The 25857-nt window shown below is 58.8% G+C and carries 25 protein-coding genes; 14 read left to right on the top strand and 11 right to left on the bottom strand.

The features are described 5' to 3' along the window. Positions 1-113 precede the first annotated feature (113 nt). The 8 genes from GJU83_RS12580 (at position 114) to GJU83_RS12545 (ending at position 7860) form a co-directional block, all read left to right on the top strand. The gene (locus GJU83_RS12580) at positions 114-1763 is read left to right on the top strand and encodes an AMP-binding protein (protein ID WP_153634485.1); all 1650 of its coding nucleotides are present in this window, start codon (positions 114-116) and stop codon (positions 1761-1763) included. After that, positions 1760-2176: a PaaI family thioesterase gene (locus tag GJU83_RS12575; protein WP_069184242.1), complete on the top strand. Its 417-nt coding sequence runs from the start codon at positions 1760-1762 to the stop codon at positions 2174-2176. The genes GJU83_RS12580 and GJU83_RS12575 overlap by 4 nt, the downstream gene beginning before the upstream one ends. A gap of 4 nt (positions 2177-2180) precedes the next feature. Next, the gene (locus GJU83_RS12570; RefSeq protein WP_069184243.1) at positions 2181-2984 is read left to right on the top strand and encodes an alpha/beta fold hydrolase; all 804 of its coding nucleotides are present in this window, start codon (positions 2181-2183) and stop codon (positions 2982-2984) included. Positions 2985-3062: 78 nt separating this feature from the next. Then, positions 3063-3866, top strand: a complete 804-nt coding sequence (locus GJU83_RS12565; protein ID WP_069184244.1) for an ABC transporter ATP-binding protein — start codon at positions 3063-3065, stop codon at positions 3864-3866. Then, on the top strand, positions 3863-4585 hold the full coding sequence (locus GJU83_RS12560; protein WP_069184245.1) for an ABC transporter ATP-binding protein: 723 nt from the start codon (positions 3863-3865) through the stop codon (positions 4583-4585). The genes GJU83_RS12565 and GJU83_RS12560 overlap by 4 nt, the downstream gene beginning before the upstream one ends. A 72-nt stretch (positions 4586-4657) precedes the next feature. Further along, positions 4658-5869, top strand: a complete 1212-nt coding sequence (locus GJU83_RS12555; protein ID WP_069184246.1) for an ABC transporter substrate-binding protein — start codon at positions 4658-4660, stop codon at positions 5867-5869. 105 nt (positions 5870-5974) lie between these two features. Beyond that, positions 5975-6862 carry a branched-chain amino acid ABC transporter permease gene (locus GJU83_RS12550; RefSeq protein ID WP_069184247.1) on the top strand — a complete coding sequence of 296 codons (888 nt, stop codon included), beginning with the start codon at positions 5975-5977 and terminating at the stop codon, positions 6860-6862. A gap of 2 nt (positions 6863-6864) precedes the next feature. Next, positions 6865-7860 (top strand): branched-chain amino acid ABC transporter permease, encoded by a 996-nt coding sequence (locus GJU83_RS12545; protein ID WP_069184248.1) that lies wholly within the window; start codon positions 6865-6867, stop codon positions 7858-7860. 84 nt (positions 7861-7944) lie between these two features. On the opposite strand, the gene GJU83_RS12540 is transcribed toward GJU83_RS12545, so the two are convergent. Both GJU83_RS12540 and GJU83_RS12535 read right to left on the bottom strand, forming a co-directional pair. Then, positions 7945-8718 (bottom strand): DODA-type extradiol aromatic ring-opening family dioxygenase, encoded by a 774-nt coding sequence (locus GJU83_RS12540; RefSeq protein ID WP_069184249.1) that lies wholly within the window; start codon positions 8716-8718, stop codon positions 7945-7947. A 24-nt stretch (positions 8719-8742) separates the two neighbouring features. Then, positions 8743-9183, bottom strand: coding sequence for a DoxX family protein (locus GJU83_RS12535; protein WP_069184250.1), 441 nt, complete (start codon positions 9181-9183; stop codon positions 8743-8745). Positions 9184-9287: 104 nt separating this feature from the next. Here GJU83_RS12535 and GJU83_RS12530 point away from each other — a divergent pair, with 104 nt between their 5' ends. Beyond that, positions 9288-10178 (top strand): LysR family transcriptional regulator, encoded by an 891-nt coding sequence (locus GJU83_RS12530; RefSeq protein WP_069184251.1) that lies wholly within the window; start codon positions 9288-9290, stop codon positions 10176-10178. Between the two features lie 9 nt (positions 10179-10187). On the opposite strand, the gene GJU83_RS12525 is transcribed toward GJU83_RS12530, so the two are convergent. From GJU83_RS12525 to GJU83_RS12510, 4 genes are read right to left on the bottom strand one after another with little or no spacing between them, the layout of a single operon-like run. Further along, positions 10188-11015 (bottom strand): ABC transporter permease subunit, encoded by an 828-nt coding sequence (locus GJU83_RS12525; protein WP_069184252.1) that lies wholly within the window; start codon positions 11013-11015, stop codon positions 10188-10190. Then, complete coding sequence (locus tag GJU83_RS12520; RefSeq protein ID WP_069184253.1) at positions 11008-11937, bottom strand: ABC transporter permease subunit; 930 nt, start codon at positions 11935-11937, stop codon at positions 11008-11010. The genes GJU83_RS12525 and GJU83_RS12520 overlap by 8 nt, the downstream gene beginning before the upstream one ends. Before the next feature lie 4 nt (positions 11938-11941). Next, positions 11942-13060: a polyamine ABC transporter ATP-binding protein gene (gene potA / locus GJU83_RS12515; RefSeq protein WP_069184254.1), complete on the bottom strand. Its 1119-nt coding sequence runs from the start codon at positions 13058-13060 to the stop codon at positions 11942-11944. Positions 13061-13063: 3 nt separating this feature from the next. Beyond that, positions 13064-14170 carry a polyamine ABC transporter substrate-binding protein gene (locus tag GJU83_RS12510; protein ID WP_069184255.1) on the bottom strand — a complete coding sequence of 369 codons (1107 nt, stop codon included), beginning with the start codon at positions 14168-14170 and terminating at the stop codon, positions 13064-13066. A gap of 345 nt (positions 14171-14515) precedes the next feature. On the opposite strand from GJU83_RS12510, the gene GJU83_RS12505 reads away from it, so the two are divergent. Then, a complete protein-coding gene (locus GJU83_RS12505; protein WP_069184256.1) occupies positions 14516-15880 on the top strand; it encodes a glutamine synthetase family protein in 1365 nt (454 codons plus the stop codon). A gap of 68 nt (positions 15881-15948) precedes the next feature. On the opposite strand, the gene GJU83_RS12500 is transcribed toward GJU83_RS12505, so the two are convergent. Then, positions 15949-17466 carry an aldehyde dehydrogenase gene (locus GJU83_RS12500; protein WP_069184257.1) on the bottom strand — a complete coding sequence of 506 codons (1518 nt, stop codon included), beginning with the start codon at positions 17464-17466 and terminating at the stop codon, positions 15949-15951. A gap of 181 nt (positions 17467-17647) precedes the next feature. Between GJU83_RS12500 and GJU83_RS12495 the strand changes: the two genes are divergently transcribed. The 3 genes from GJU83_RS12495 (at position 17648) to GJU83_RS12485 (ending at position 21048) form a co-directional block, all read left to right on the top strand. Beyond that, positions 17648-18931, top strand: coding sequence for an NAD(P)/FAD-dependent oxidoreductase (locus GJU83_RS12495; protein WP_069184258.1), 1284 nt, complete (start codon positions 17648-17650; stop codon positions 18929-18931). 345 nt (positions 18932-19276) lie between these two features. Continuing rightward, the gene (locus GJU83_RS12490) at positions 19277-20722 is read left to right on the top strand and encodes a fibronectin type III domain-containing protein (protein ID WP_069184259.1); all 1446 of its coding nucleotides are present in this window, start codon (positions 19277-19279) and stop codon (positions 20720-20722) included. Positions 20723-20811: 89 nt separating this feature from the next. Further along, positions 20812-21048 (top strand): hypothetical protein, encoded by a 237-nt coding sequence (locus GJU83_RS12485; protein WP_069184283.1) that lies wholly within the window; start codon positions 20812-20814, stop codon positions 21046-21048. A 68-nt stretch (positions 21049-21116) separates the two neighbouring features. On the opposite strand, the gene GJU83_RS12480 is transcribed toward GJU83_RS12485, so the two are convergent. From GJU83_RS12480 to GJU83_RS12465, 4 genes are all read right to left on the bottom strand, one after another. Continuing rightward, positions 21117-21545, bottom strand: coding sequence for a DUF7282 domain-containing protein (locus GJU83_RS12480; RefSeq protein WP_069184260.1), 429 nt, complete (start codon positions 21543-21545; stop codon positions 21117-21119). A 117-nt stretch (positions 21546-21662) separates the two neighbouring features. Next, complete coding sequence (locus GJU83_RS12475; RefSeq protein WP_069184261.1) at positions 21663-22394, bottom strand: anti-sigma factor; 732 nt, start codon at positions 22392-22394, stop codon at positions 21663-21665. Further along, positions 22391-22987 (bottom strand): sigma-70 family RNA polymerase sigma factor, encoded by a 597-nt coding sequence (locus GJU83_RS12470; RefSeq protein WP_069184262.1) that lies wholly within the window; start codon positions 22985-22987, stop codon positions 22391-22393. The genes GJU83_RS12475 and GJU83_RS12470 overlap by 4 nt, the downstream gene beginning before the upstream one ends. A gap of 107 nt (positions 22988-23094) precedes the next feature. Next, positions 23095-24105: an AraC family transcriptional regulator gene (locus tag GJU83_RS12465; RefSeq protein WP_069184263.1), complete on the bottom strand. Its 1011-nt coding sequence runs from the start codon at positions 24103-24105 to the stop codon at positions 23095-23097. A gap of 88 nt (positions 24106-24193) precedes the next feature. On the opposite strand from GJU83_RS12465, the gene GJU83_RS12460 reads away from it, so the two are divergent. Continuing rightward, complete coding sequence (locus tag GJU83_RS12460) at positions 24194-25807, top strand: FAD-dependent oxidoreductase (protein WP_069184264.1); 1614 nt, start codon at positions 24194-24196, stop codon at positions 25805-25807. Positions 25808-25857 lie beyond the last annotated feature (50 nt).

Raw genomic sequence — 25857 nt, 5'->3', positions numbered from 1 at the left:
ATAAAACCACGCAGATTTCTTCCTTTTTGGTCTAAAGTTTACCTTTACGTAAAGTGAAGCCTGTGCTAAACCTTGACCCGTGCTTTCAATGATAAAAACAACAGGAGTTGAGAATGAGCCTTCCGGAATATACCGACGTTTACAACAACTTCGATCCTGCTGCTCTGGAAGCGGACATCCTGGATGGACGTCTGGATAGCGGGCTCAACGTATGTCACGAAATCTGCGACAAGTGGGCGGATGATCCCAGTCGCGTTGCCCTTTACTACGAAACCGAGGATGGCGGTGACGGCACCCTGACTTTCGCCGAACTGAAAGAGGCCTCCGCGCGTTTTGCCAATTATCTGAAATCCAAAGGCATCGGGAAGGGCGACCGGGTGGCTGCACTCCTGCCGCGCACGCCTGAGCTGCTGATCGTTATCGCCGGAACCCTGCGTGCCGGCGCCGTGTATCAGCCACTGTTCACTGCCTTCGGTTCCGGGGCCATCGAATACCGTTTTGAACGAGCCTGTACCAAGCTGGTAGTGACCAACCCTGAAAACTACCCCAAGCTGAACGACGTCAAGGTGTGCCCGCCAGTTGTTGGCGTCAACGCCAGTGAGATTGGTGCGGACATTCCCGATTTCGAACAAACTCTGGCCGCCCAGTCCAGCGAGTTTGAGCCAGTCATGATCAAGGGCGATGATCCGTTCCTTCAGATGTTCACCTCCGGAACCGTCGGTAAATCCAAGGGCGTCGCGGTTCCCGCCAAAGCACTGCTGGCGTTCTACGTCTACATGAAGTATGCCATTGATCTGCAGGACGGCGACAAGTTCTGGAACGTGGCCGATCCTGGCTGGGCCTACGGTCTTTACTACGCGGTGGTAGGGCCCCTGCTGATGGGCCACGCGACCCATTTCAACCCGGGCGGTTTCACGCCGGAATCCACCTACGACATGATCCGCAAATACAAGATCACCAACCTGGCAGCGGCGCCTACGGCTTACCGCCTGCTCAAGGCCAACGATCACGTTCTGCCGGAAGGCGAAAACCTGGGCCTGCGGGTTGCCAGCAGTGCCGGTGAACCTCTGAACCCGGAAGTGGTGAACTGGATTCGCAATCGCCACTTCTGCCCCGTGAAAGACCACTACGGCCAGACCGAAACCGGCATGACCTGTTGCAACTTCCACGGTCTTGCGCATCCGGTCCGCGAAGGTTCCATGGGCTATGCGTCCCCGGGCCACAAGGTGGTTGCCCTGAATGAGAAGAACGAAGTTGTGGGCGAGGGCGAAGTCGGGCAGCTGGCTGTCGACGTGAAGGCCTCCCCGCTCTTCCATTTCGACGGTTACACCTGGGGTGAGAAAGATCCGTTTGTGAACGGTTACTACCTCACCGGCGACATGGTTATCAATCACGGCAACGGCAACTTCTCCTTCAGCGGCCGGGACGATGACATCATCACCACCGCCGGCTACCGCGTGGGCCCCGCCGACGTGGAAAGCACCTTGCTGGAGCACGCCGCTGTGGCGGAGTCAGGTGTTGTCGGCAAGCCCGATGAGAAGCGCGGCTCCATTATCAAGGCCTATGTGGTGATCAAGGGCGATTATGCCGTCGGAGATGAACAGGCCCTGAAAGATGAGCTTCAGGAACTGGTGCGTCGCAGACTCTCCACCCACGCCTTCCCCCGGGAAATCGAGTTTGTTGATGAACTGCCCAAGACGCCCAGTGGCAAAATACAGCGGTTCGTTCTGCGTAATCAGGCCAAGGAAGAAATCGGCGCATGATCATTACGTTTGAAGAGCTGCAGGCCTTCCTCGACGAGGAGTTTCCGCAGGGGGCCGCCTACGGCACCCTGCAGAAGCTCGGGGATGGCTGGGCAGAGATGAAGCTGGAAGTGGATGAGGAGCACCTCAGGCCCGGGGGAACTGTCTCCGGGCCGGCCATGATGGGACTGGCGGACGTCACCCTTTATGCGGCGCTGTTGAGCAAGATTGGCCTGGTTCCCCTGGCGGTAACCACCAACCTGAACATCAACTTTCTCCGCAAGCCAGTGGCCCATCAGCCCATCTGGGCTCGGGCTACCATGCTGAAAGTCGGCCGAACCATGGGTGTGGGCGAAGTGTTCGTTTACTCCGAAGTCGCCGAAGAGCCGGTTGCACACTCCACCATGACCTATTCAATTCCTCCAAACAGGTAGCGCCATGCAGATTCGAGACACGATGGTGCCGGTGGGCGACGGTGTGGAGCTGGAGGTCAGACGAATCCAGCATAAGGAGCCGAAAGGGCCGGTGCTGGTTTTTCTGCATGAGTCCCTCGGTAGCATTGCCCTGTGGCGGAAGTTTCCGGAAAAACTGGCCAAAGCCACCGGCTGCGACGCACTGATCTACAATCGTCAGGGTTATGGCCACTCGTCTGACGAAGAGCTCCCTCGCCCCTATGATTACCTGGAAGTTGCCGGTCATCGGTGGTTGCCCAGGTTGCTGGACAAGCTCGCAATTCAGGATATTGTGCTGGTAGGGCACAGTGATGGTGGATCCATTGCCCTCGTGACGGCCGGTACCATGGGTGAACGCGTGAAGGCTCTGATAACCATGGCTGCGCATATCTATGCGGATCACCTTACCCTTGCCGGCATAGAGGAGATGGCTGTTCGTTATCGGGAGACCGATATCCGGGAGCGTTTGGCACGTTATCATGGCGACCGGACCGACGACCTTTTCAATGCCTGGCAGACAGTCTGGCGCGATGAGGGCTTTCAGTCAGCCATGGATTTCCGTCGCTGGCTGGCAGCGATCGAATGTCCGGCTATGATCATTCAAGGGGAGAACGATGAATACGGCGTGCCTGAACAGGTTGCAGACATCGTTGCTGGCATCGGGGAGAGCGCCCACGGCGTGATTCTGGAGGATGCCGGGCATTCTCCGCACCTGGAAAAGCAGGACCAGGTAGTAGACCTTCTATACGACTTTTTGCGTAGCGAGAGTGTACTTAAAAACTGCAATTAAGTGTTGACGTTTACGTATACGTCAATCTAATCTGGTAAACAGATAAAACGCACAACAATAACAAAGGTAGATTGGCTCATGAGTGAACAGTACGTTCTGGAGACCCGTAACCTTGTCAAAGAATTCAAGGGCTTTGTTGCGGTCGACGACGTGAACCTGAAGGTCCAGAAAGGCCATATTCACGCCCTGATCGGCCCTAACGGTGCTGGCAAGACCACGGTCTTCAATCTGCTCACCAAATTCCTGATCCCGACTCGTGGTCAGATCCTGTTCAAGGATCAGGACATCACCACCATGAAGTCCGCCGCCATCGCCCGCCAGGGCATTGTCCGCTCGTTTCAGATCTCTGCCGTATTCCCTCACATGACAGCGCTGGAGAACATCCGCGTAGCCTTGCAGACGTTCGAGGGCACCTCCTTCAGTTTCTGGAAATCCGGCAATTCCCTGCACAAGCTGAATCAGCGCTGCATGGAGCTTCTGGATGCCGTTGGCCTTGCAGAGTTTGCCAATACCACCACCGTTGAGTTGGCCTACGGGCGCAAGCGTGCACTGGAATTGGCAACCACGCTGGCCATGGAGCCGGAAATCCTGTTGCTTGACGAGCCAACCCAGGGCATGGGTTCGGAAGACGTGGATCGTGTGGTAGAGCTCGTACGCAAGGCGGCAGCGGGACGAACCGTTCTGATGGTTGAGCACAACCTCAGCGTGGTCAGCAAATTGTGCGATCGCATCACCGTGCTGGCTCAGGGGGCTGTTCTGACCGAGGGTGATTACGCCTCGGTCTCTGCAGATCCAAGGGTGCGCGAGGTATACATGGGTAGTGATGGTAGTGGAGAGCGGGGTACTACCGCTGACAGCGAGCAGTCGGAGGCGGCGCAATGACCAGTAAATCAGATCGCGAATACGAGCAGCTCCGACTCTCGGGATTGCACGCCTTTTACGGCGAATCCCACATCCTCCATGGTATCGATATGGTGGTGCACCGTGGTGAGCTGGTGACCCTGCTGGGCCGCAATGGTGCAGGTCGGAGTACAACCCTCAAAGCCATTATGAATATGGTTGGCCGGCGCACCGGCTCAATCATGATTAACGGTGAGGAAACGATGTCTTGTGCGCCTCACCACATTGCCAGGTTGGGTGTCGGGTATTGCCCCGAACATCGGGGCATTTTTTCCTCGCTCAGTGTCCAGGAGAACCTGACGCTGCCGCCAGTTGTGCGCAGTGGCGGCATGAGCCTGGAAGAAATCTACAACATGTTCCCTAACCTGTATGAACGACGTTTCAGCCAGGGCACCAAGCTGTCCGGTGGCGAGCAGCAGATGCTGGCTATGGCGCGCATTCTGCGCACTGGCGCCAACATGCTGCTGCTGGACGAAATCACCGAGGGTTTGGCCCCGGTTATTGTAGAAAAGCTGGGTGAGGTCCTGATTGCCCTGAAAAACAAGGGGCTGACCATTGTCCTGGTTGAGCAGAATTTCCACTTCGCAGCACCGTTAGCCGACCGTCATTACGTTGTTGAGCACGGTCAGATTGTGGAAGAAATCAGCGCCAACGAACTGAGTTCCAAGCAGTCGGTGCTGGATCGCTATTTGGGGGTCTGATCCCGGATAGGACGAGAGCAAGAAAAGCAACAACAACCCGAACCAACGCAAGACAGTAGCGGAGATACAACAATGACAATGATGAAAAAGCTTCTGACATCAGCCGTTGCATCAGCCATGATGGCAAGCGGAGCCCAAGCGGCTATTTCCAACGACACGGTCAAGATCGGTTACCTGGCAGATATGTCCGGCACCTACCGTGACCTGGCAGGTCCCAACGGGCTGAAGGCCCTGGAAATGGCGATCGCTGATTTTGGTGGTCAGGTAAATGGCGCCAAGATCGAAGTGGTCAGTGCTGATGACCGTAACAGCCCCGATACTTCCTCCAGCACCGTTCGTCGCTGGGTTGAGAACGAGGATGTTGATCTGGTGGCCGGTATGGTGGCTTCTTCCGTTTCCATTGCCGTGAGCAAGATTCTGGAAGAGAACGATCGCCTGGGTATCATCTCCGGTTCAGCCGCTTCCAGTATCACCAACGAGCACTGCACCCCGAACCACATCCACTACGTTTACGACACTTATCCGCTGGCCAACGGTACCGCCAGTGCGGTGGTTAAAGAGGGCGGCAAAACCTGGTACATGCTGACTGCGGATTACGCGTTCGGCCACGCTCTGGAAGGCGACGTTACCCGCGTTGTTGAGGCTAACGGCGGTGAAGTGATCGGCACCGTGCGCCATCCGTTCCCGACCCAGGATTTCTCCTCCTTCATCCTGCAGGCCCAGGCGTCCGGCGCTGATGTAATCGGCCTGGCAAACGCCGGTGCTGACACCACCAACGCCATCACAACAGCCAGTGAGTTCGGTGTCACCCAGTCTGGCCAGACGCTCGCGGCTCTGCTGCTGTTCCTGACTGACGTGCACGCACTGGGTGCGGAAACCGCTCAGGGCATCCAGTTGACCACCGGCTGGTACTGGGACATGAACGACGAGACCCGTGAATGGTCTGATCGCTTCATGGAAGAGACCGGTGTTCGTCCGACCATGGTTCACGCCGGTATCTACTCCAGCACCATGCAGTACCTGAACGCAGTCAAGGCGACCGGGTCTGATGATGCCCAGACAGTGCGCAAACAGATGATGGATACGCCCATCAACGACATGTTTGCCAAGAACGGCAAGATCCGTGTTGACGGCCGCATGGTGCACGATATGTACCTGGCGGAAGTGAAAACCCCGGCTGAGTCCACGAATGAGTGGGATCTGTACAAGATCCTGAGGACTATTCCGGCGGAAGAATCTTACCGTCCGCTCTCCGAGAGCAAGTGCAAGCTGGTTAACAACTAAGACCGGCATCAGGGCTCACCCGGCAACAGGGCAGGGTGAGCCCGCAACTCAGAGAATTGAGTAAGAACAACAACCAACCCCTGTGCTGCTTCTGGAGTTAGCCCAATGTCCATGATTTTCGGCGTCCCTGTAGCTGTGCTCTCCGGCCAGCTCCTGATCGGAATCATCAATGGCGCCTTTTACGCCCTTCTGAGCCTTGGGCTCGCGGTCATCTTCGGTTTGCTGAAGATCATCAACTTCGCCCATGGTGCCATGTACATGCTTGGCGCCATGACCACCGTCCTGATGTTTGACTATCTGGGCGTTAATTACTGGGTCGCGCTCCTGCTGGCCCCCCTGCTGGTCGGCGCTTTCGGCGTCGTCATAGAGTATTTCCTGCTGCGCCGCATCGCGGGGCAAGATCATATTTACAGCCTGCTCCTGACTTTCGGTGTGGCGCTGATCATCACCGGCGTGCTCGTGAACTGGTTTGGTGTGTCGGGCCTTCGCTACACCATGCCCGACATGTTCAAAGGCGGTGTGAATCTCGGCTTTATGTTCATGCCGTATTACCGGGCCTGGGTTATCGTTGCGGCACTGGTCGTGTGCTTCGGAACCTGGTTTGTGATTGAAAAAACCAAGCTGGGTGCCTACCTGCGGGCCGGTACCGAGGATTCCCAGCTTATGCAGGGTTTTGGTATCAACGTGCCCCTCCTGATCAGCCTGACTTACGGCTTTGGTGTGGCGCTGGCAGCGTTTGCCGGCGTCCTGGCCGCGCCGATTTACTCGGTGACCCCTGTCATGGGGTCTGCCACCCTGATTACGGTCTTTGCGGTTGTGGTTATCGGGGGTATGGGTTCCATTGGCGGCGCTATCATCACCGGTATTCTCATGGGTGTTATTGAAGGCCTCACCAAAACCTTCTACCCGCCGGCTTCCTCGGCGGTCATCTTCCTGGTCATGGTTCTGGTTCTGATGTTCCGTCCCAGTGGCTTGTTCGGTAAGGAGGCATAAACATGAATCAGCCAGTCAATTCCGCCGATATTCACAAGTCTATCGTTCAGGAACAGGCCAACCAGGATCGCAAGAAAATGATGCTCAACGGCGTGCTGCTGCTTATCCTGCTCGCTGCGCCGTTTGTGATTTACCCGGTCTTCCTGATGAAAATCCTGTGCTTCGCGCTGTTTGCGGTTGCCTTCAACCTCCTGTTCGGGTTCACCGGCCTGCTGTCATTCGGTCATGCGGCCTTCCTGGCCACGGGTGGCTATACCACCGGTTACCTGCTCAGCAATTACTCCGGGCTTACCACGGAGATGGGGATCATCGCCGGCACCCTGGCGGCCACGGTTCTGGGCACTGGCTTTGCCTTGTTGTCGATTCGTCGGCAGGGCATCTATTTCGCCATGGTTACCCTGGCCCTGGCGCAGCTGGTTTTCTTCTTCTTCGTCCAGTCCGAGTTCACGGGCGGCGAAGATGGTATGCACGGTATCCCCCGGGGTGAGCTGCTGGGATTCATCAATCTCGAGGATAACCTTAACATGTACTATTTCGTGCTAGCGGTGTTTATCGCCTGCTATCTGCTGGTACAGCGCATTGTCAGTAGTCCGTACGGTCAGGTATTGAAGGCCATCAAACAGAACGAGCCCCGCGCTGTATCGCTTGGCTATAACGTGGATCGTTACAAGGTGCTGGCATTCGTGATTTCCGCAGCGCTGGCCGGTCTTGCAGGTTCCATGAAATCCGTCGTGTTCCAGCTCGCTTCCCTGAACGATGCGCACTGGCATATGTCGGGCGAGGTCATCCTGATGACCCTGGTCGGCGGTATGGGCACCCTTCTGGGCCCGGTGGTGGGTGCAACCTTCGTGGTGAATATCGAGTACAACCTTTCCCAGGGTCCCTTACGGGATTGGGTAGATCCGATTCTTGGAGGCATCTTCGTGATCACGGTTCTGGCTTTCCGAAGCGGTATCGTGGGCGAGATCCAGAAGTTCGTGAAAAAGAATCTGGGCTGACGCACTTTTTTCCCTGACAACCAAAAGGGCCACCTCTGGGGGTGGCCCTTTTGCATTGCCCGGGGTTGGATGATTGTCACGGCTTCAGGCCGGATGCCTGAAAACAAAGGCATCCATGGCCAGAACGCCGTGTTCGATCCCGCCATCAATCAGCACGCCGGGTTGCTGTTCCCCGGCCGCACCGGCCGCCACCAACAGAGGCAGGAAGTGCTCTGTGGTGGGGTGCGCACGTTGTGCATGGGGCGCTTTCTCCAGCGTCGCAATCAATTGTTGGTGGTCGCCTGCCGTGACCTTTGCGCGAACCCAATCCGTGAACTCCCGAGCATAGCCAGAGGCGTTCTCGTCCCCCCAGCGAACCTCATACAGGTTGTGGGTAAGGCTCCCCGACCCGACAACAAGCACACCCTCATGCTCGAGTGGCTGCAGGGTCTGGCCCAGCTGCCAGGCCGAGGCAGGGTCAAGATTGGCAGGCATTGAAACCTGAAACACCGGAACCGAGTGATCGGGGAAAAGGTGCATCAGGGGAACCCAGGCCCCGTGATCCAGGCCCCGCTTTTCGTCAGCTCGTGCCTTCCAGCCTCCTGCCTCAAGCAAGGCGAGGGTGGTATGGGCCAGTTCCGGATGCCCGGATGCCGGATATTCAAGTTCATACAGTTCGGATGGGAAGCCGCGAAAATCATGAATGGTCTCGGGCGTTCCGGAAACGCCCACCCGGACTTCCGGCGTCATCCAGTGGGGTGACACCACCAGCACAGCTTCGGGCCTGGTAAGGCGTTTGCCCAGCTCCGTCAGGGCCGGGCCAGCGAGGCCCGGCTCCAGTGCGAAGGTGGGAGCGCCGTGGGAAACAAACAGACTCATGATTGCTCCTCCGGGTTGCGGTGGTTATCGGGCTGCAATCGCGCGATCAATGGACGCGCGGCCTGCGCCGCTGAATACCAGGGACACCGACACGGCCAGCAAGGCCAGGCCAAACTCGTAGCCATTGTTACTCATGAACAGGCCGTTGCCGATATGAACGCTGAAAATGGCGACCAGCATGGCAAATGCAAGTACCGCGCTGGCAGGGCGAACCAGCAGGCCGATGATCAGTGCCAGGCCGCCGAAGAATTCCGCGCCACCGGCCAACAGGGCCATCAGGTAGCCCGGGCTCAGCCCGATGGAATCCATCCATTGCCCCGTGCCTTCCAGGCCGTAGCCGCCGAACCAGCCAAACAGTTTCTGGGCGCCGTGAGCGGCGAAAATGATACCGACGGGAATCCGGAGGGCCAATGCGCCCCAGCCTGCGTCAGTGCTGATCAGTTTGTTCAGGAATGCGTTGTTCATGATGAATCTCCTTGGGTGTGTTTTGACCGTGGGAGAACTTTACAAATATCAATAAACGGGATAAACATGGCTTTATTGAATTAACTGTTCCGGAATTTGAGACAATGGATCGACTGTTGGAGATGCAGACGTTCTGCAACGTGGTTGAGGCCGGCAGCTTCGTCGCTGCATCAGAGAATCTGGGAATGTCCAAGGCCGCTGTCTCGCGCTATGTCAGCGAACTGGAAAGCCGTCTCGGGGTTCGGTTGTTGCAGCGGACCACCCGCCGCCTGTCTCTCACGGGGGAGGGCGAGGTGTTCTATGTCCGGTGCCGGGAATTATTGGCCGGGGTTGAGGAGGCCGAAGCAGAAATTACCGCCCGTAATGATGTCGCAAGGGGCACATTAAGGGTGAATGCGCCGGTCAGTTTCGGAATCAGCCACCTGGCACCTTTGTGGGGAAAATTTCACGCCCGCTATCCGGACGTGGAGTTGTCGATCGACCTCTCGGACCGGCTGGTGGACATCGTCGAGGAAGGCTTTGATCTGGCCATTCGGATTGCCACCCTGCAAAGCTCTACACTGGTCAGCCGAAGGATTACCTCCACCCGGTTAATAGCCTGCGCCTCGCCGGATTACGTTGCCACCCATGGCTTCCCCGTCAAACCGGATGATCTGGCGAGCCACAGGGTCATCGGCTACAGCAACTTCACCACGGGCAATGACTGGCCCTTTGAGGGCCCGGACGGCAAGACCAGTGTGCGGGTCCGGCCATGGATGTATGCCAACAACGGTGAAACCTGCTGCGCCGCTGCCGTGGCCGGGCAGGGCATCGTGCTGCAGCCCGGTTTTCTGGTACACAAAGACCTGGAAGCCGGGCGGCTGGTGGAGCTGATGCCTGACTATCGCTCCACCGAACTTGGCGTTTACGCCGTCTATCCCACCCGCAAGTTCGTGACGCCCAAAGTCCGGGCGCTGGTGGATTACCTTGTCTCCGCCTTTCCCGATGCGCTCTAAAGCGGTGGGCTAGGCGTCCGGAGTCTGCAACCGCTTCCGTTCCGCCCGACGCATCAGGTACCAGGCAATGAACGCAATCAGCGAGACTGCCAGAATGATCAGGGTGGCCAGCGCGTTGATCTTCGGCGAAACCCCCATCCGCACGGATGAAAACACCACCATCGGCAGCGTGGTCGCCCCTGGCCCGGACACGAAGCTGGCAATCACCAGGTCGTCCAGGGACAGTGTGAATGCCAGCAGCCAGCCGGACACCAGCGCCGGAGCAATCACCGGCAGGGTGATCACGAAGAAGGTCTTCAGGGGCGTACAACCCAGGTCCATGGCCGCCTCCTCTATGGAGCGATCCACTTCCTGCAACCGCGCCGATACCACCACCGCCACATAGGCACTGCAGAAGGTGGTGTGGGCAATCCAGATGGTTGCCATGCCGCGGTCAACCGGCCAGCCAATGGTCTGGGCCATCTGCACGAACAGCAGCAACAGTGACAGGCCGGTTATGACCTCGGGCATAACCAGCGGCGCGGTAATCATGCTGGACAGCAGCGTGCGCCCGCGCATCTTCTTGAACCGGGTAATCACAAACGCACACAGCGTGCCCAGGCACACCGCCATGCTGGCGGAGTAGAAGGCAATCCGCAGGCTCATCCAAACCGCCGACAGAATCTGCTCATCCCGGAACAGCTCGCCGTACCAATGGGTGGAAAATCCGGCCCAAACCGATACCAGCCGGGACGCATTGAACGAATACACGATCAGCACGAACATCGGCAGGTACAGGAACAGCAGGCCCAGAATCAGCATGACCTTTGAGAAACTGAACGAGCGTGACTTAACCATGCTTTTCCATCTCCCGGGCCTGGAACCGATGGAACAGCACAATCGGCACCAGCAGTAACAACAGCATCACGATCGCGAGGGCAGACGCCACCGGCCAGTCGCGGTTGTTGAAGAACTCCTCCCACAACACCTTGCCGATCATCAGCGTGTCCGGCCCGCCGAGCAGCTCCGGAATCACGAACTCGCCCACCGCGGGAATAAACACCAGCATCGAGCCGGCGAGGATGCCGGCCTTTGAGAGCGGCAGGGTGATGGCCCAGAAGGTGGTCAGGCTTCGGCAACCGAGGTCTGAGGCTGCTTCCAGCAGGCGCACATCCAGCTTCACCAGATTGGTGTAGATGGGCAGCACCATGAACGGCAGGTAGGCGTAGACGATGCCCAGCACCACTGCGAAGTTGGTGTTCAGCATCTTGAGGGGCTGGTCAATCAAACCCAGCCACATCAGGAAACTGTTCAGCAGCCCCTGATTGCCGAGGATGCCCATCCAGGCATAGACCCGGATCAGGAACGAGGTCCAGGAGGGCAGCATCACCATCAACAGCAACACCAGTTGCCAGTGCTTGGGCGCCCTCGCCATGGCGTACGCCATCGGGTAGCCAATCAGCAGGCACACGACGGTGGCCAGGAAGGCGGTTTTCACCGATCCCCAGTAGGCCGCGAAATACAGGCTGTCGGACAGCAGGAACAGGTAGTTCCCGATATTCACCACCACCGAGAAGGTGTTGTCCACCCACCGGAATACGGGCTCGTAAGGGGGAATGGCCATCACCGCCGAGGTCAGGCTGATCTTCAGCACCAGCGCAAACGGCAGGAGGAAGAACAGCAGCAGCCACAGGAACGGGATACCGAACACCACCCGCCGATTGAAAAGGACTGCACGCACCCGCTCGGTCAGAGGGGCGGGTAAAAGTTTGCGTCTCATCGGCTCAGTTCCAGAGCAGGATGGGGCTGGAGGCTTCCCAGGATACGAATACCCTGTCGCCCCAGGTTGGCCGCTCACCACGACGTTCGACGTTCGCCATGGTCGCCTGCACCCGTTTGCCGCTGGCCAGCTTCACGTAGTAGGACGTGATGTCGCCCAGGTAGGCAATGTTGTCCACCGTACCGCAGCTCCAGTTGTGCTCGCCGTCCGGTTTGTCGGCGGTCAGATAGATCTTCTCCGGACGCAGGGCGATCAGGGTTTCGGTGGTTTCCGCTGGCGTGGTTACGCCACGGTCGATGAACACCGGCGCATCCAGCAGGGTGCTGGTCAGCGTGATGCTGTCGGCCTCGTCTTCGCGGATGTGCGCCTCGAAAATGTTCACCGAGCCGATGAACTCTGCCGTCATGCGGCTGTTCGGGCTCTCGTAGATATCGATGGGCGAGCCGATCTGGGCAATCCGGCCCTGGGCCATGATCGCAATACGGCTGGCCATGGTCATGGCTTCTTCCTGGTCGTGGGTCACCATCAGGCAGGTGGCGCCAACATTTTCCAGAATTTCCACCAGTTCCAGCTGCATTTCGGTACGCAGCTTCTTGTCCAGGGCACCCATGGGCTCGTCCAGCAACAGCAGCTTGGGACGTTTGGCCAGTGAGCGGGCCAGGGCAACCCGTTGTTGCTGTCCACCGGAAAGCTGCTGGGGTTTGCGCCGGGCATAGGGTTCCATCTTGACCAGCTTCAGCATGGCCGCCACACGGTCGCGAATTTCGCTTTTCGGCAGCTTGTCCTGTTTCAGACCCATGGCAATGTTCTGCTCCACCGTCATGTGGGGGAACAGGGCATAGGACTGGAACATCATGTTAGTCGGGCGCAGGAACGGGGGCAGAGCCGTAACGTCCTGGCCGTCGAGCATGATGGTGCCGGCGTTGGGCGTTTCAAAACCTGCGAGCATGCGCAGCAGCGTGGACTTGCCGGAACCCGAGCCACCCAGAAGGGCAAAGATCTCGCCCTTGTGGATGTCCAGATTGACGTTGTCTACGGCCAGCGTGCCATCAAAGCTTTTGGAAATGCCCCGAATGCTGAGTAACACCTCCGCTTGCGCGGAGGTGTTGTTGCCGTTTTCCACCGCTTAACGACCAGACTTCACGTTGGTCCAAGTGCGGGTCATCAGACGCTGGGCGTCCTGAGGCCGGCCTTCCATGATGTACAGCTTCTTCATCACTTCGTCTGTGGGGTAGATGCTGGTATCGCTCAGAATCTCCGGATCAACAAACTCGTTGGCCGGCTTGTTCGGGTTGGCGTACCACACGTAGTTAGTCACATCGGCGATGATTTCCGGGCGCATCAGGAAGTTCATCAGCTTGTGGGCGTTCTCCACGTTCGGCGCACCGGCCGGAATGGTCATCATGTCGAACCACAGCGCCGCGCCTTCTTTGGGAATGGTGTAGCGGATCAAGTTGCCATTTTCGGCTTCCTCGGCGCGTGCGGCGGCCTGCAGGATGTCGCCGGAGTAACCGGCAGCCACGCACAGGTCACCGTTGGCCAGGTCGCCAATGTAGCGGGACGAATGGAAGTAGGTGATGTTCGGACGAATGGCCTTGATCACCTCACCGCCTTTCTTGATGTCGTCGGCGTTGTTGCTGTTCGGGTCCAGGCCGATGTAGGCCATGGCCGCACGCACCATCTCTTCGCCGGAATCCAGCATGGCAATACCGCAGCCGCCGGCGGCGAGCTTGCCGGTGACTTCCGGATCGAATACCAGGGCCCAGGAATCGGTAGGGGCGCTGTCGCCCAGGATTTCCTGAATGCGGCCTTCGTTATAGCCATAACCGTTGGTACCCCAGAGGTAGGGCAGGGCAAACTGGCTACCCGGGTCAACCTTTTCCAGATCGTCCATCAGATCCGGGTTCAGGTTGCTCATGTTTGGCAGTTTACTGTGGTCCAGAGCCACGAACGCGTTGGCAGAGATCTGCTTGGCCACGTAGTGGTTGGAGGGCACAACAAGATCATAGCCGGAACGACCGGAAAGAAGGGCAGCTTCAAGGATCTCGTTACTGTCGTAAACGTCGTAGATCACCTTGATGCCGGTTTCTTCCGTGAACTTCGCCAGGGTGTCCTCGGCGATGTAGTCGGACCAGTTGTAGACGCGCACTTCCTCGGCTGCAAAAGCGGAGGAGGCACACAGAGACAACGCAACAGAGGCGGCCAGCGCCTGTGGCTTACACAACTTCAACATTGGATGATGTCCCTCACTCAAAAGGGATTAATACAAAACGTGCAGGACGCACGCAGTGTTGTGCAGGTCTGCTGAGGGTGGCCGCAGTTGGCTGTTGTCCCGGACGGAACCCGTCGCCGCCTTTTGACTCCTTTAAGGCTTGTCCTGGAAACGGCGGTTGGGAATCCGCCGAATTCTCGCGATATGTATCATGAGATTCCGGGTTGCGCTATAAAAATTTAACTCCGGGATTTGTGGTATGTCCCTATCTTGCCAAACACCCCGGAAACCGGGATAAAGGAGTGTTGAAACTCCTGCGCCGGCTCCTCGGCACCAGGCCTGTTTGCGTTGTGGAAGGCGTTCCCTATGGCTTCTGGTTCTACGAGTGCCGACTCGTTCCTTCTGGCACACCCCGAACTGCAGTTTGTTGATCTGCTCATCCCGGATATCAATGGCATTGTTCGCGGCAAGCGGGTGGATCCGTCTGCGCTGGCAAAAGTATTTGAGCGTGGCGTGGCCATGCCGGCTTCCATCTTTGCCCTGAACATCCAGGGCACCACGGTGGAGGAAACCGGTCTGGGGCTCGACATCGGCGAGGCAGATCGCGTCTGCCTGCCTATTGAGAACACCCTCACCATGGAGCCCTGGCAGAAGCGGCCCACCGCGCAACTGCTGCTGACCATGTATGAGCTGGACCGTGAGACACCGTTTTTCGCCGACCCGCGGGTGGTATTGCAGAACATTATTAAGCGGTTTGAGGAATTGGGGCTGACCCCGGTGGCTGCCTTTGAGCTGGAGTTTTACCTGATCGACCAGGAGAACCTCTCCGGTCGCCCGCAGCCGCCGAAATCGCCGCTTTCGGGTAAACGCCCGGCGGGCACCCAGGCCTACTCCATTGATGATCTGGACGAGTACGCGGAATTCCTGGCGGACGTGCTGGATGCCGCCCACGAGCAGGAGCTGCCGGCGGATGCGCTGGTGGCCGAATCGGCGCCCGGCCAGTTTGAAGTCAACCTGCATTACGTGGATGACGCCGTGCAAGCCTGCGACCACGCCACCCTGCTCAAGCGCCTGATCAAGAACATGGCCTACGACCATGAAATGGACACCACCTTCATGGCCAAGCCGTATCACAACCAGGCCGGCAGTGGCATGCACCTGCACGTGAGCCTGGTGGATAGTGAGGGCCGCAACGTATTCGCCGGCGACGCCGAGCAGCCAAACGACATGCTGCGCTGGGCCGTGGGCGGGTTGGTGGCCACCATGAACGATGCCATGGCGTTGTTCTGCCCGAACATCAATTCCTACCGACGGTTCAGCCCGGAGTACTATGTGCCCAGTGCGGCTACCTGGGGCGTGGATAATCGGACTGCGTCACTGCGTTTGCCGGGCGGTGATCCTGAAGCTCTTCGAATTGAACACCGTGTGGCCGGCGCCGATGCCAACCCGTACCTGCTGATGGCAGCCGTGCTGGCGGGCATGCATTACGGTATCTCCAACCGGATCGAACCACCGCCGGTCACCGTGGGTAATGCCCATGAACAGCACGAGGCCTCATTGGTGAATAACCTGCGGGATGCCTTGCGGGAGCTGGGCCAATCCAGAGTCATGGCTGACTATCTCGGTCGGGAGTTTCTGGACGTGTTCGTGGCCTGCAAGGAGCATGAGCTGAATGAGTTCGAGATGACCATCTCGGATCTTGAGTATCTCTGGTACCTGCACACAGTCTAGTAGATGCGGGATTATCAAAAACGGCGCCTTCAAGGCGCCGTTCTCGTTTGTGAAGCGGCGTTTCCTGTTTATTCCAGAACCAGCCAGGTGGCCTTGAGCTCGGTGTACTTGTCGAAGGCATGGACCGACTTGTCGCGGCCGTTGCCGGACTGTTTGAAGCCACCGAAAGGCGCTGTCATGTCGCCGCCGTCATAGTGGTTGATCCACACGCTGCCAGCCCGCAGGGCCTTGGCTACCTTGTGAGCGGTGTTGATATTCGAGGTCCATACCGCCGCAGCCAGGCCATAGATGGAATCGTTGGCAATGCTGATGGCCTCCTCGGTGGTATCGAATCCGATGACCGAGAGCACCGGCCCGAAGATTTCCTCAGAGGCAATACGCATCTGGTTGTTTACCCCATCAAACACCGTGGGCTGAACAAACAGACCGCCGGTATCCTCCATGATCCGCTGGCCACCCTCCACCAGGCGTGCGCCCTCAGACTGGCCGATGCCAATGTAGTCGATAATACGATCCAGCTGTCCCTGGTCGACGATTGCGCCACAAGTGGTGGCCGGGTCCAGCGGGTGGCCAGGGCGCCACGTTTTCAGGGCCTCGCGAATCAGCCCAACGAATTCTGCACGAATGCTGTTCTCCACCAGAAGGCGACTGCCGGCGGTGCACACCTCGCCCTGGTTGAAGGCAATGGCACTGGCTGCATCGGCAGCGGCCTTTTTCAGGTCTGGCGCATCAGCGAAGACAATGTTGGGGCTCTTGCCACCGGCTTCCAGCCACACCCGTTTCATGTTGGATTGGCCGGCGTAAACCATCAGCTGCTTGGCCACATTCGTGGAGCCGGTAAACACCAGGCAATCCACGTCCATGTGCAGGGCCAGGGCCTTGCCCACGGTGTGGCCATAGCCCGGAAGCACATTGAAAACGCCCGCGGGGACGCCCGCTTCCTCTGCCAGAGCAGCCAGTCGAATAGCGCTCAGGGGCGATTTCTCGGAAGGTTTAAGAATCACCGAATTGCCTGTGGCCAGGGCCGGGGCGATTTTCCAGGCCGCCATGATCATCGGAAAGTTCCAGGGCACGATGGCCGCCACCACACCCATGGGTTCCCGGGAAATCATGCCGATCTGGTTGTGGGGGGTAGGCGCAAGCTCACCGTAAACCTTGTCGATGGCCTCGGCGGTCCAGCGGATTGCCCGGGCCGTGGCCGGTACGTCCACGGTTCTGGCGTGGCTGATGGGTTTGCCCATGTCCAGGGTTTCCAGCAGGGCAAGCTCGTCGCCGTAGGCCTCGATAAGGTCAGCGAACCGCAGCAGCACCGCCTTGCGTTTGGCGGGCGCCAGTTGGCTCCAGATGCCCGCCTCGAAAGCAGTCCTCGCAGCCAGAACAGCCTGGTCCGCATCGCTCTGGTCACAGCTGGCAATGGCGGCCAGTTCCCGTCCGTCGATCGGGCTGATTGAAGCAAACGTCCCACCATCAACGGCCCATTGATAGGCGCCGTTCAGGTAAGCGCGGCCCTCAAGTGTGAGGTTGTCGGCCAGTGCTTGCCATTCGGCCTGGCTGGAGGGAGTGGAAGAGCTGACGGATTGGTTCATGGGCGCCTCGCAGGCTGTAGAGTTGAGCAATCATAGCAGCACTTTCATGCCCGGGCGCCGCCCTCGATATAGGTATAAGAACGTGTCTTTCCGAACGCCCTGCGCTGGAATAGACTTTCTGCGGCGCGCAGCATCGCCGCCGGCCTCTGAACGTCTCTTTCACCCTGTCTGGCGTCATATAATGATCGAGTATCCCCTGGTTCCCTCGTATTACGCAGCTTCCGCCAACGCGGCCCCTGTGCGCCCGGCTCTGCGCGGGTCCTGCGAGGCAGATGTGTGTGTCATAGGTGCCGGTTATACCGGCCTGTCCACGGCACTGTTCCTGGCAGAGGCCGGGTTCAGGGTGGTGGTTCTGGAGGCCGCAACCGTTGGCTGGGGTGCGTCGGGTCGCAATGGCGGGCAGATCGTTAACAGCTTCAGCCGTGACCTGGACAGCATCGAGCGGCAGACCTCAAAAGAGCATCTGGGGTTGCTGGCTGAAATGGCCTTCGAGGGCAGCCAGATTATTCGCCAGCGGGTGAAGAGTTACGGCATTCACTGCGACCTGAAAGAGGGCGGTATCTTTGCCGCGCTCAATTCAAAGCAGCTCAAGCACCTGGAATCCCAGCAGGCGCTGTGGCGCCGATTCGGTTATGACCAGCTGGAATTGCTGGATCGAAACGCTATCCGCGCCCGGGTTGTTACAGAACGGTATGTCGGCGGCGCCATCGATCACACCGGCGGCCACATTCATCCCCTGAATCTGGCTCTGGGCGAGGCCGCTGCGCTGGAGTCTCGCGGCGGCGTGATTCACGAGCACTCCAGGGTAACGAGCATCGTCCCCGGTAAAACCGTAACCGTTAAAACCGAGATGGGTGAGGTGAGGGCGCAAACGGTTGTTCTGGCGGGCAACGCCTATCTTGGCGGTCTGATACCGGAACTCGGCGCCAAATCCATGCCATGCGGCTCGCAGATCATTGCCACCGAGCTGTTGGACGAAGCCGTCGCCAGAGAGCTGCTGCCCAGCGACAACTGTGTCGAAGACTGCAACTACCTGCTGGACTACTTCCGGTTGTCTGGCGACAAACGCCTGATCTACGGCGGTGGTGTGGTCTACGGTGCCCGCGACCCGGTTAACATCGAAAGGCTGATTCGTCCGAATATGCTAAAAACCTTCCCACAACTGGCGAACGTGAAGATCGACTACGCCTGGACCGGTAATTTCCTTCTCACCCTGTCGCGCCTGCCTCAGCTGGGGCGCCTGCACGAGAACGTGTTCTACTCGCAGGGCTGCTCCGGGCACGGAGTCACCTTTACCCATGTAGCCGGTAAGGCATTGGCACTGGCAATTCAGGGTCAGGCGGAAAGGTTTGATGCCTTCGCCAGCCTGCCCCATTACCCGTTCCCGGGTGGAAGGGCCTTCCGGGTGCCTTTGACGGCAATGGGCGCCTGGTATTACGCGTTGCGCGACAGGTTGGGCGTTTGATTCTCCGGAAAACTGTGAAATCGCTCTCGTTCTGTCAACGTTTAAATTTGTAATCGGGGAGTCCGCCGATCCTTATAAGCTCAAAGCCTGAAAAAGAGCGTCGAACACAAAATCACAACAAAACAATATCTTATGCATCCTGATTCGGGCATCAGGCTGTAACCTTCCATCACAACGTGTATCCCTCCGTAACCGCCAAATTCCTGACGGACTTGCCCCGGTAAATCCGGAACTGCGCCGCATATAACCGAAAACTGCCGCTGTAAGATTTGCTCAAATTCGTCAAATAATTGGTGTGAAACGATGTCATATTGCGGCAAAAAACTAACGAAGCAAGGACTGCTGATGTTTCCTGCGGCGGTCTTGCTATCGGGCTGCGGTCTGGACATTTCCAGTGAAGACGACAATGCCTCGACACAGTCTTCGGTCGCGGCCGAGCCAACGGTCCAGATTGCTGGCGCAGCGATGAAAGGTGTCATCCAGCAGGGGCTGGTTGTTGCCAACCGTCTGATTGCGGACAAAGATGGCTATTACGCCCCCCAGCGCCAGGCAGCAAAACCGGTGTTGACGGCAGACGACGGCAGTTACGAGTGGCAGCTTCGCGGTAAGGCCGAAGGCTGGGCCCTGGTTGAACTGACGGCTGATGGCGGCACCCGCATGATCTGCGATGTGGTGCCCCAGTGTGATCAGCCGGGTAGTGCGCCGGTGGCATTTGGTCAGCCCATGCCGCTGGATAGCAGTTTCAGCCTCCTTGGTGCCGGCGATCTGCGCATGGAAACCGTCAACCTCACTCCGCTGACCCACCTCGCCGTAACACTGGCCGAGCGTAGCGGCGACGGCCTTTCACCGGTTGCCATTTCCAATGCCTATTCCACGGTCGAAAACTGGTTCGGGCTCCCGGCCGGCGCTCTTCGCCTGACCCCGCCGGACCTGACCAGCCTGGATGAAATGACCAGTGTATCCGCTGACGCCATTCAGGTGGCGATTGCCAACGCGGCTTTTCTGGCTCTGGTTAACGACAACACCCAGTGGGATTCCATTTCTGATGTGCTGGCGGATGTTACCTCACAGGTCAGTGCCACCGGCCAGATCAGCGTGATGGGTGATGGCACCAATGTGGCGCTGGCGGACCTTATCAGTGCCGCTGCCCTGCAGTCTTCTGAGCTTCAGAATGCGGTTGATTCGAGCGTCATCAGCCAGAAACTGGTGGTTGTCGAGTACCGCAACGTGCAGCGCTTTAAGACCATTGCCGATGTAAACGAAGAGACTGACACCGGTGTTGCCGACTCGGGCGAGACCACCACCGACACCTCAACGGATACCAGTACGGATACCTCTACCGATACCTCGACTGGTTCAACAGACGAGCAGGTTGCCGGAACAACCGAGCCGGATACGTCAGGCGATGTCACCTCAGGCGGTGATACAACCACTGATACCACGACTGACGAAACCGTCGCAGATACCGGGACAGACACTGAAACCAGTGAGCCAGTCACTGAAACTACGCCCGAGGAAACTGTCCCGGCAAATACAGCACTGCTGAGCTGGACCGCGCCGCTGACCCGCGAGAATGGCGAGAGCCTGGCCATGGGCGAAATCGCAGGCTTCGAGGTGGTTTACGGCACCAGCGCTGAAAACCTGGACCAGAGCCTGGCCATTGGTGATGCCTCGGTGGATGAGTTGCTGGTAGACGAGCTGACTGAGGGTACCTGGTACTTCGCTATCCGCACCCTGGATACCGATGGTAACCGCAGCCGGCTGTCCGAGGTGGTCTACAAACAGATCTGATAAGGCACGAAAAGGCAGCGCTGTCCTCTGTGGGCTTCGCTGCCGGCCTGCTACCATGTACTGGAACGAGGCCCCACTCCGAGTACATGATGGAATTTTCAGACGATCATCAAGCCCTCCTTGAAGTCATCCCCGATGTGCGCGATGGCCTGACGCGTACCGAGCGAATCATTCTTTACGTTCTGCAGCAAACGCAGCGCGAGCTGGAAGGCCGCAACGTGCCGACTGCCATGCTGTATGGCCGGGTGCTCGAATACGTGGATATGAGCGAGGCGGAGCTTCATCTGTATCTGGACAGGTTGGGCGTGAAGGGAGATGGCAGGTAGGTTTGTTTGCGGTTCGTGTTGCCGGCCGCTTTCGCCAGTGAGCCTAGCAGCCGGCAATTCCGCAGCGATTATTTCGCGGTAATGGTCGACATCACCAGCTTTCCGTCCCGCTTGATCGGGCCGTCTTCCTTGGCACCCAGGGTGTACTCGAAAATTCCGGTTTTCATGCCGCCGTCTTCGCTGTGAACCATCAGCATCAGCATGTCACCGGATTGCACCTCTTCGGTCAGGATAGCCGCGACATCCATGTTCATGCCTTTGCGCAATGGTGCATGGGCAACGACAGGGCCGGGCTTCATGGATTCGTCGGTGCGGTGAACCACCAGCCAGCCATTCTGTTCGGCAACCACCTTTCTGGCGGATACTACACCGTTGGCAACGGACTGATCATTGGTCCAGACTCCGGCTTTGTGCTCAGCGGCCAGTGCCGAGCCGGTTGCGAATGCGCCGGAAAGCAGGGCGGCCAGAAGTGCGGATGTTTTTGCGTGCTTGGTCATTGCGTTCTCCTTAGTCTCAGTATTTCCCGCCCGTTGGGTTGTTGTTGGGCGGGTTAACTGCAGCTACGGGAGCGGATGCGCAAAGTTTCAGGCACCGGTGATTTTTTGTGATGCTGACTACGGATTGTTCCCATCGGTGGGGTAGAGGTAGCCATGAATCGCCGGCCCGGTGGGTTGACCTGTCGGTGAGCCGCCCTCGGGCTCGACACTGATGCCAAACGTGGCTTCCTTGAGAAGGGCCGGTTCGTAACCGCTCAATGCTCCCTCATCAAGCCTGAAATCGTTGCCCAGAACGCCCACTGAACGCGGGTTTGGTCCCAGCTCGTCCGCCTTGATCCACAACTGATAGGATTTTCCGGGCCTTGGCTCAGCGGTCACCGGCCGGATATTGAGCCGTTGCGCCTCCAGGTCCACCGTAAGCAGGAAGGCAGGCTGTTCATCATTATGCTGGAACACCGCCACGAAAGACTGAGTTTGTGGCGTGGGTTGTGGCTGGAACGCCAGAATGGCCACCAACACCAGGGCAGCCGCCGAAGCAATTGCCGTACTCCAGCGCCAGCGGTTCAGCTGGCTGCGCAAAGCAACCACTTTGAGGGTTTCGGAAGGCTGCCGGGGCGTCGATTCGATGCGGTCCAGCGCCTTCTCGATTTTTGCAAACAGCGCAGGCGAGGGCTGAACGGGCTCGGTTTCATCTGCCAGCCTGCCCAGTCGCTCTTCCCACTGCAGGATTAGAGTTTCTACCTTGGGATCCTCGCGGCGTCGGGTTTCAACATACTCCCGCTCCGGGGCCGGCAAAGTGCCCAGAACGTACTCTGCAACCAGCATGTCCAGGTCGTCGCGTTCCGTCATGATTCCAGGCACCTTTTGATCTGTTTCAGGGCGCGGTGCAGCCAGGTCTTTATGGTATTTACTGGCTGCTCGAACTGGCTTGCCAGTTCTTCCCGGGACCAGCCGTTGAGGTAGGCCAGGCGTACCATGTCCTGTCGGTCTTTCTCAAGTTGGTCGATGCAGTGATTCAGTTTATTTGCCGCCCGCTGGTCTTCCAACTGTTCCTGGGCCGTTGACTGTCTTCCCGGCATCTCGTCCAGCTCATCGCTGTTCGTGGTACGACCGGCAGGGTGTTTGCGCAGCTCATCAATTGCGCTGTTACGGGCGATCGAAACCAGCCAGGTGATGGGCGACGATTTGCCGTACTGAAACTGTTCGGCCCTTTGCCAGATCTTGAGGTAAGTGTCCTGAATAACATCGTCTGCCCATGCTCTGTCTCTGAGGATACGCAACACGGTGCCCAGAAGTTTCGGGGCCGTTGCCTGGTAGAGGAGGGCGAAAGCCTGGCGGTCTTTCTGAGCCACATGGTGAATCAGCCCAGCGACGCGCTCGGGCGACTGCGAACTCTGTGCGTCGATGGCATTGCCTGGGAGCTGATGGGAGTCGGGCTTCATGAGGCCTCGGGCTGTGGTGTCTGTTCAGCAGGGTACTTGCTGGTTCGCTGCTGCTCAACAGGAATTTGCCCTTGGGCGGCAACCCATCCTGAGAGGTAAAGCTCTCGTTAGCCAAGATGCTTCTGCTTGCGCCACCGCACCGGCGGCATGCCCGTCCAGCGCCGGAACGCGCGGTAAAACGTGCTTACCTCGGCAAAGCCCAGCGCCTCGGCGATTTCGGGTAGGGAAGAGCTGGAATCGGCCACCGCCTGCAGAGCCTTTTCGCGGCGAACGTCGTCAACAAGCCCATCGAAGGTCTGGCCCTGTTCCCGGAGCCGCCGGGCCAGGCTGCGTTCGCTGATGCCCAGGGCTTCCGCGGCGTCTGAACGGCGGGGCAGCACCGGCCCGATGCGAGCAGTGAGCCATCGGCGTATTTCCGGCACTGAGGCACTGTTAATGGAGAGGGCGGCAAGGCGGGCATTGGTGTAGCGCTCGTGCACCTGGGCAAGCTGGGGGTCCGCCTGGGGCAGGGGCTGGTCCAGAACGGAGTTGTCGATCTGTACGCCGCTGAATGCCTGCTCGAACTCCACCGGGCAGTTGAACACGGTCTGGTACCCGGCCAGCGGCCCGAGCCGGGGCTGACTGAATTGCACCCGGGCCGGTTGCATCCGGGTTCCCGTAACCCAGCTCCCGAAGCCCACCACCGATGCCAGCACCGCCTCAATCTGGTGGGGACTGAACGCCAGTCGGCCCTGCCTGGGATGGTAAACCAGCCAGGTGGCAGCATTGCCGGCGACAACCTGGAAGCGCCCGCCATCGGAGATCAGCCGCTGAAAGCGCTGAACCATCACAATGGCCTCCCGAAGGGTGGCGGCGGACTGCAGCGCGAACCCGACACCACTGATGCTCATCGGCGAGAACTCCGCGCCCACTTTCAGGCCGAAGCCCGGGTCGCCAGTGCAACGCTCGGCGGCGTGCCAGAGCCGGGTAATGTCGTCGATCGGCCAGCGTTCCAGTTCGCAGGCGGAGTGCGGAATACCTGCGGCGGCCAACAGCTGGTCTGCCGTAACAGATAGCCTCTCGGCAGCACCGATCACGGTGTTGACCCAGCCAATGGAAACCGTGGCCTCTAAAGTCAATTTTGTTGGCCTCTAAAGTCAATTTTAAAGCTATGGTACCGGTATATCTTTAAACCTGACAACTCATTGCAATCGGGTCGGATGCGATATGGCCAAGGTAATTACCTCGGATATTCTGGTGGTCGGCGGAGGGCTGGCAGGCATTGTCGCCGCGCTTGAAGGCTTGCGTGCTGGTAAGTCGGTAACCCTGGCGGACCGGGACACGGAAGAGCGGATGGGTGGCCTCGCGCTGTGGGCCTTTGGCGGAATGATGCTGGTGGGCACGCCGCTGCAGAAACGCATGAAGATTGCCGACACACCGGAAATCGCCCTGGAAGACTGGCTCAGTTTCGGCGAGCTGGCACCCGAGGATGAATTGCCCCTGCAATGGGCCCGTTACTATGTGGAGCATTCACGCTCCGAAGTCTACGACTGGCTCAGCAAAGAAGGGATTAAATTCCTGCCGGCCGTTAACTGGGTTGAGCGTGGCCGTTTCGGCGATGGCAACCGTTTGCCCCGTTACCATGTGGTCTGGGGCACCGCCCGGGAACTGGTGCGTTGCCTGATGACGGCGCTGCATCGGGAAAACACCAGCGGCAAGCTCACACTGCTGCACCAACATCGCATCACCGAACTGGACCACCAAGCAGGCAAAGTCAGCGGCGCTCTGGCCATTAACGAAGCCACCGGTGAAGAAGTCCGCTTCGCGGCGTCGGCCGTGGTTCTTGCCACCGGCGGCATCAACGGCAGCCACAAAGAGTGCCGCGCCAACTGGCCGGTGGATCGCCCGCAACCCACCCGCATGCTGAACGGCGCCCATCCCTATGCCGATGGCCGCATGCATCACTGGGTGGCCGATGCCCTCGGGGGGCAGATTACCCACGCCGGCGAAATGTGGAATTACGCCGCCGGCTTCCCGCATCCGTACCCCCATTTCCCCGGCCACGGCCTGTCCACCATACCCTGCAAATCCGCGCTGTGGCTGAACCACCAGGGGGAGCGGATTGGCCCGGAGCCCCTGGTAACCGGCTTTGACACCCACTGGCTATGCCAGAGGGTGGCGGAACAGGAAAAGCCCTGGACGTGGCACCTGCTGAACTGGCGCATTGCCGCCAAGGAATTTGCCATCTCCGGCGCCGAGCACAACGCCCGCATCCGCGATAAACAGTTCCCGCTGTTCGTGAAAGAACTGTTGCTGGGCAATCACGCCCTGATACGACAAATGCAGCACGAAAGCCGGGATTTCCTGGTGGCGGACAGCCTGACGGAACTGGCCGGCAAGATGAACGCGCTCACCTGTTCCAACGACATCAACCCGGCCACACTCAAGGCCACCGCCGATGCCTTTGATGCCAACTTCGCCGCAGGCACCAGCCTTCACGACGATCCCCAGATCCGCATGATCCAGCATGCCAGGGAATGGAAGCCGGACCGCCTGCGCACCTGCAAGCCGGCCCCGCTGCAGAAACCGGGCGCCGGCCCCTTCATCGCCATCCGCATGCAGCTGATCACCCGCAAAAGCCTGGGTGGCTTGCAGACCGATCTGCAGAGTCGCGTTCTCAATGGCCATGGGCAGCCGGTGGGCGGCCTCTACTGTGTTGGCGAGGCAGCCGGCTTCGGTGGCGGTGGTGCTAATGGCAAACGATCCCTGGAAGGCACCTTCCTGCCTGGTTGCATCATGACCGCCCGCGCAGCGGTGCGCTCCATCGTGGCCGGAGGCTGAACCCCGTGGGCAAATCATTCAACCGAAACCCTGAACCCGGAAAGCTTGGA

This window comes from Marinobacter salsuginis, from assembly GCF_009617755.1.
GTDB lineage: Bacteria > Pseudomonadota > Gammaproteobacteria > Pseudomonadales > Oleiphilaceae > Marinobacter > Marinobacter salsuginis.
Note: the sequence above shows the minus strand (reverse complement) of the source record. Positions and strands in the feature narration are given on the sequence as shown.

What these genes read in the sequence shown, in the direction of transcription:
- GJU83_RS12580 (WP_153634485.1), top strand. Translation starts at nt 114, where the DNA reads ATGAGCCTTCCGGAATATACCGACGTTTACAACAACTTCGATCCTGCT.
- GJU83_RS12575 (WP_069184242.1), top strand. Translation starts at nt 1,760, where the DNA reads ATGATCATTACGTTTGAAGAGCTGCAGGCCTTCCTCGACGAGGAGTTT.
- GJU83_RS12570 (WP_069184243.1), top strand. Translation starts at nt 2,181, where the DNA reads ATGCAGATTCGAGACACGATGGTGCCGGTGGGCGACGGTGTGGAGCTG.
- GJU83_RS12565 (WP_069184244.1), top strand. Translation starts at nt 3,063, where the DNA reads ATGAGTGAACAGTACGTTCTGGAGACCCGTAACCTTGTCAAAGAATTC.
- GJU83_RS12560 (WP_069184245.1), top strand. Translation starts at nt 3,863, where the DNA reads ATGACCAGTAAATCAGATCGCGAATACGAGCAGCTCCGACTCTCGGGA.
- GJU83_RS12555 (WP_069184246.1), top strand. Translation starts at nt 4,658, where the DNA reads ATGACAATGATGAAAAAGCTTCTGACATCAGCCGTTGCATCAGCCATG.
- GJU83_RS12550 (WP_069184247.1), top strand. Translation starts at nt 5,975, where the DNA reads ATGTCCATGATTTTCGGCGTCCCTGTAGCTGTGCTCTCCGGCCAGCTC.
- GJU83_RS12545 (WP_069184248.1), top strand. Translation starts at nt 6,865, where the DNA reads ATGAATCAGCCAGTCAATTCCGCCGATATTCACAAGTCTATCGTTCAG.
- GJU83_RS12540 (WP_069184249.1), bottom strand. Translation starts at nt 8,718, where the DNA reads ATGAGTCTGTTTGTTTCCCACGGCGCTCCCACCTTCGCACTGGAGCCG.
- GJU83_RS12535 (WP_069184250.1), bottom strand. Translation starts at nt 9,183, where the DNA reads ATGAACAACGCATTCCTGAACAAACTGATCAGCACTGACGCAGGCTGG.
- GJU83_RS12530 (WP_069184251.1), top strand. Translation starts at nt 9,288, where the DNA reads ATGGATCGACTGTTGGAGATGCAGACGTTCTGCAACGTGGTTGAGGCC.
- GJU83_RS12525 (WP_069184252.1), bottom strand. Translation starts at nt 11,015, where the DNA reads ATGGTTAAGTCACGCTCGTTCAGTTTCTCAAAGGTCATGCTGATTCTG.
- GJU83_RS12520 (WP_069184253.1), bottom strand. Translation starts at nt 11,937, where the DNA reads ATGAGACGCAAACTTTTACCCGCCCCTCTGACCGAGCGGGTGCGTGCA.
- GJU83_RS12510 (WP_069184255.1), bottom strand. Translation starts at nt 14,170, where the DNA reads ATGTTGAAGTTGTGTAAGCCACAGGCGCTGGCCGCCTCTGTTGCGTTG.
- GJU83_RS12505 (WP_069184256.1), top strand. Translation starts at nt 14,516, where the DNA reads ATGGCTTCTGGTTCTACGAGTGCCGACTCGTTCCTTCTGGCACACCCC.
- GJU83_RS12500 (WP_069184257.1), bottom strand. Translation starts at nt 17,466, where the DNA reads ATGAACCAATCCGTCAGCTCTTCCACTCCCTCCAGCCAGGCCGAATGG.
- GJU83_RS12495 (WP_069184258.1), top strand. Translation starts at nt 17,648, where the DNA reads ATGATCGAGTATCCCCTGGTTCCCTCGTATTACGCAGCTTCCGCCAAC.
- GJU83_RS12490 (WP_069184259.1), top strand. Translation starts at nt 19,277, where the DNA reads ATGTTTCCTGCGGCGGTCTTGCTATCGGGCTGCGGTCTGGACATTTCC.
- GJU83_RS12485 (WP_069184283.1), top strand. Translation starts at nt 20,812, where the DNA reads ATGGAATTTTCAGACGATCATCAAGCCCTCCTTGAAGTCATCCCCGAT.
- GJU83_RS12480 (WP_069184260.1), bottom strand. Translation starts at nt 21,545, where the DNA reads ATGACCAAGCACGCAAAAACATCCGCACTTCTGGCCGCCCTGCTTTCC.
- GJU83_RS12475 (WP_069184261.1), bottom strand. Translation starts at nt 22,394, where the DNA reads ATGACGGAACGCGACGACCTGGACATGCTGGTTGCAGAGTACGTTCTG.
- GJU83_RS12470 (WP_069184262.1), bottom strand. Translation starts at nt 22,987, where the DNA reads ATGAAGCCCGACTCCCATCAGCTCCCAGGCAATGCCATCGACGCACAG.
- GJU83_RS12460 (WP_069184264.1), top strand. Translation starts at nt 24,194, where the DNA reads ATGGCCAAGGTAATTACCTCGGATATTCTGGTGGTCGGCGGAGGGCTG.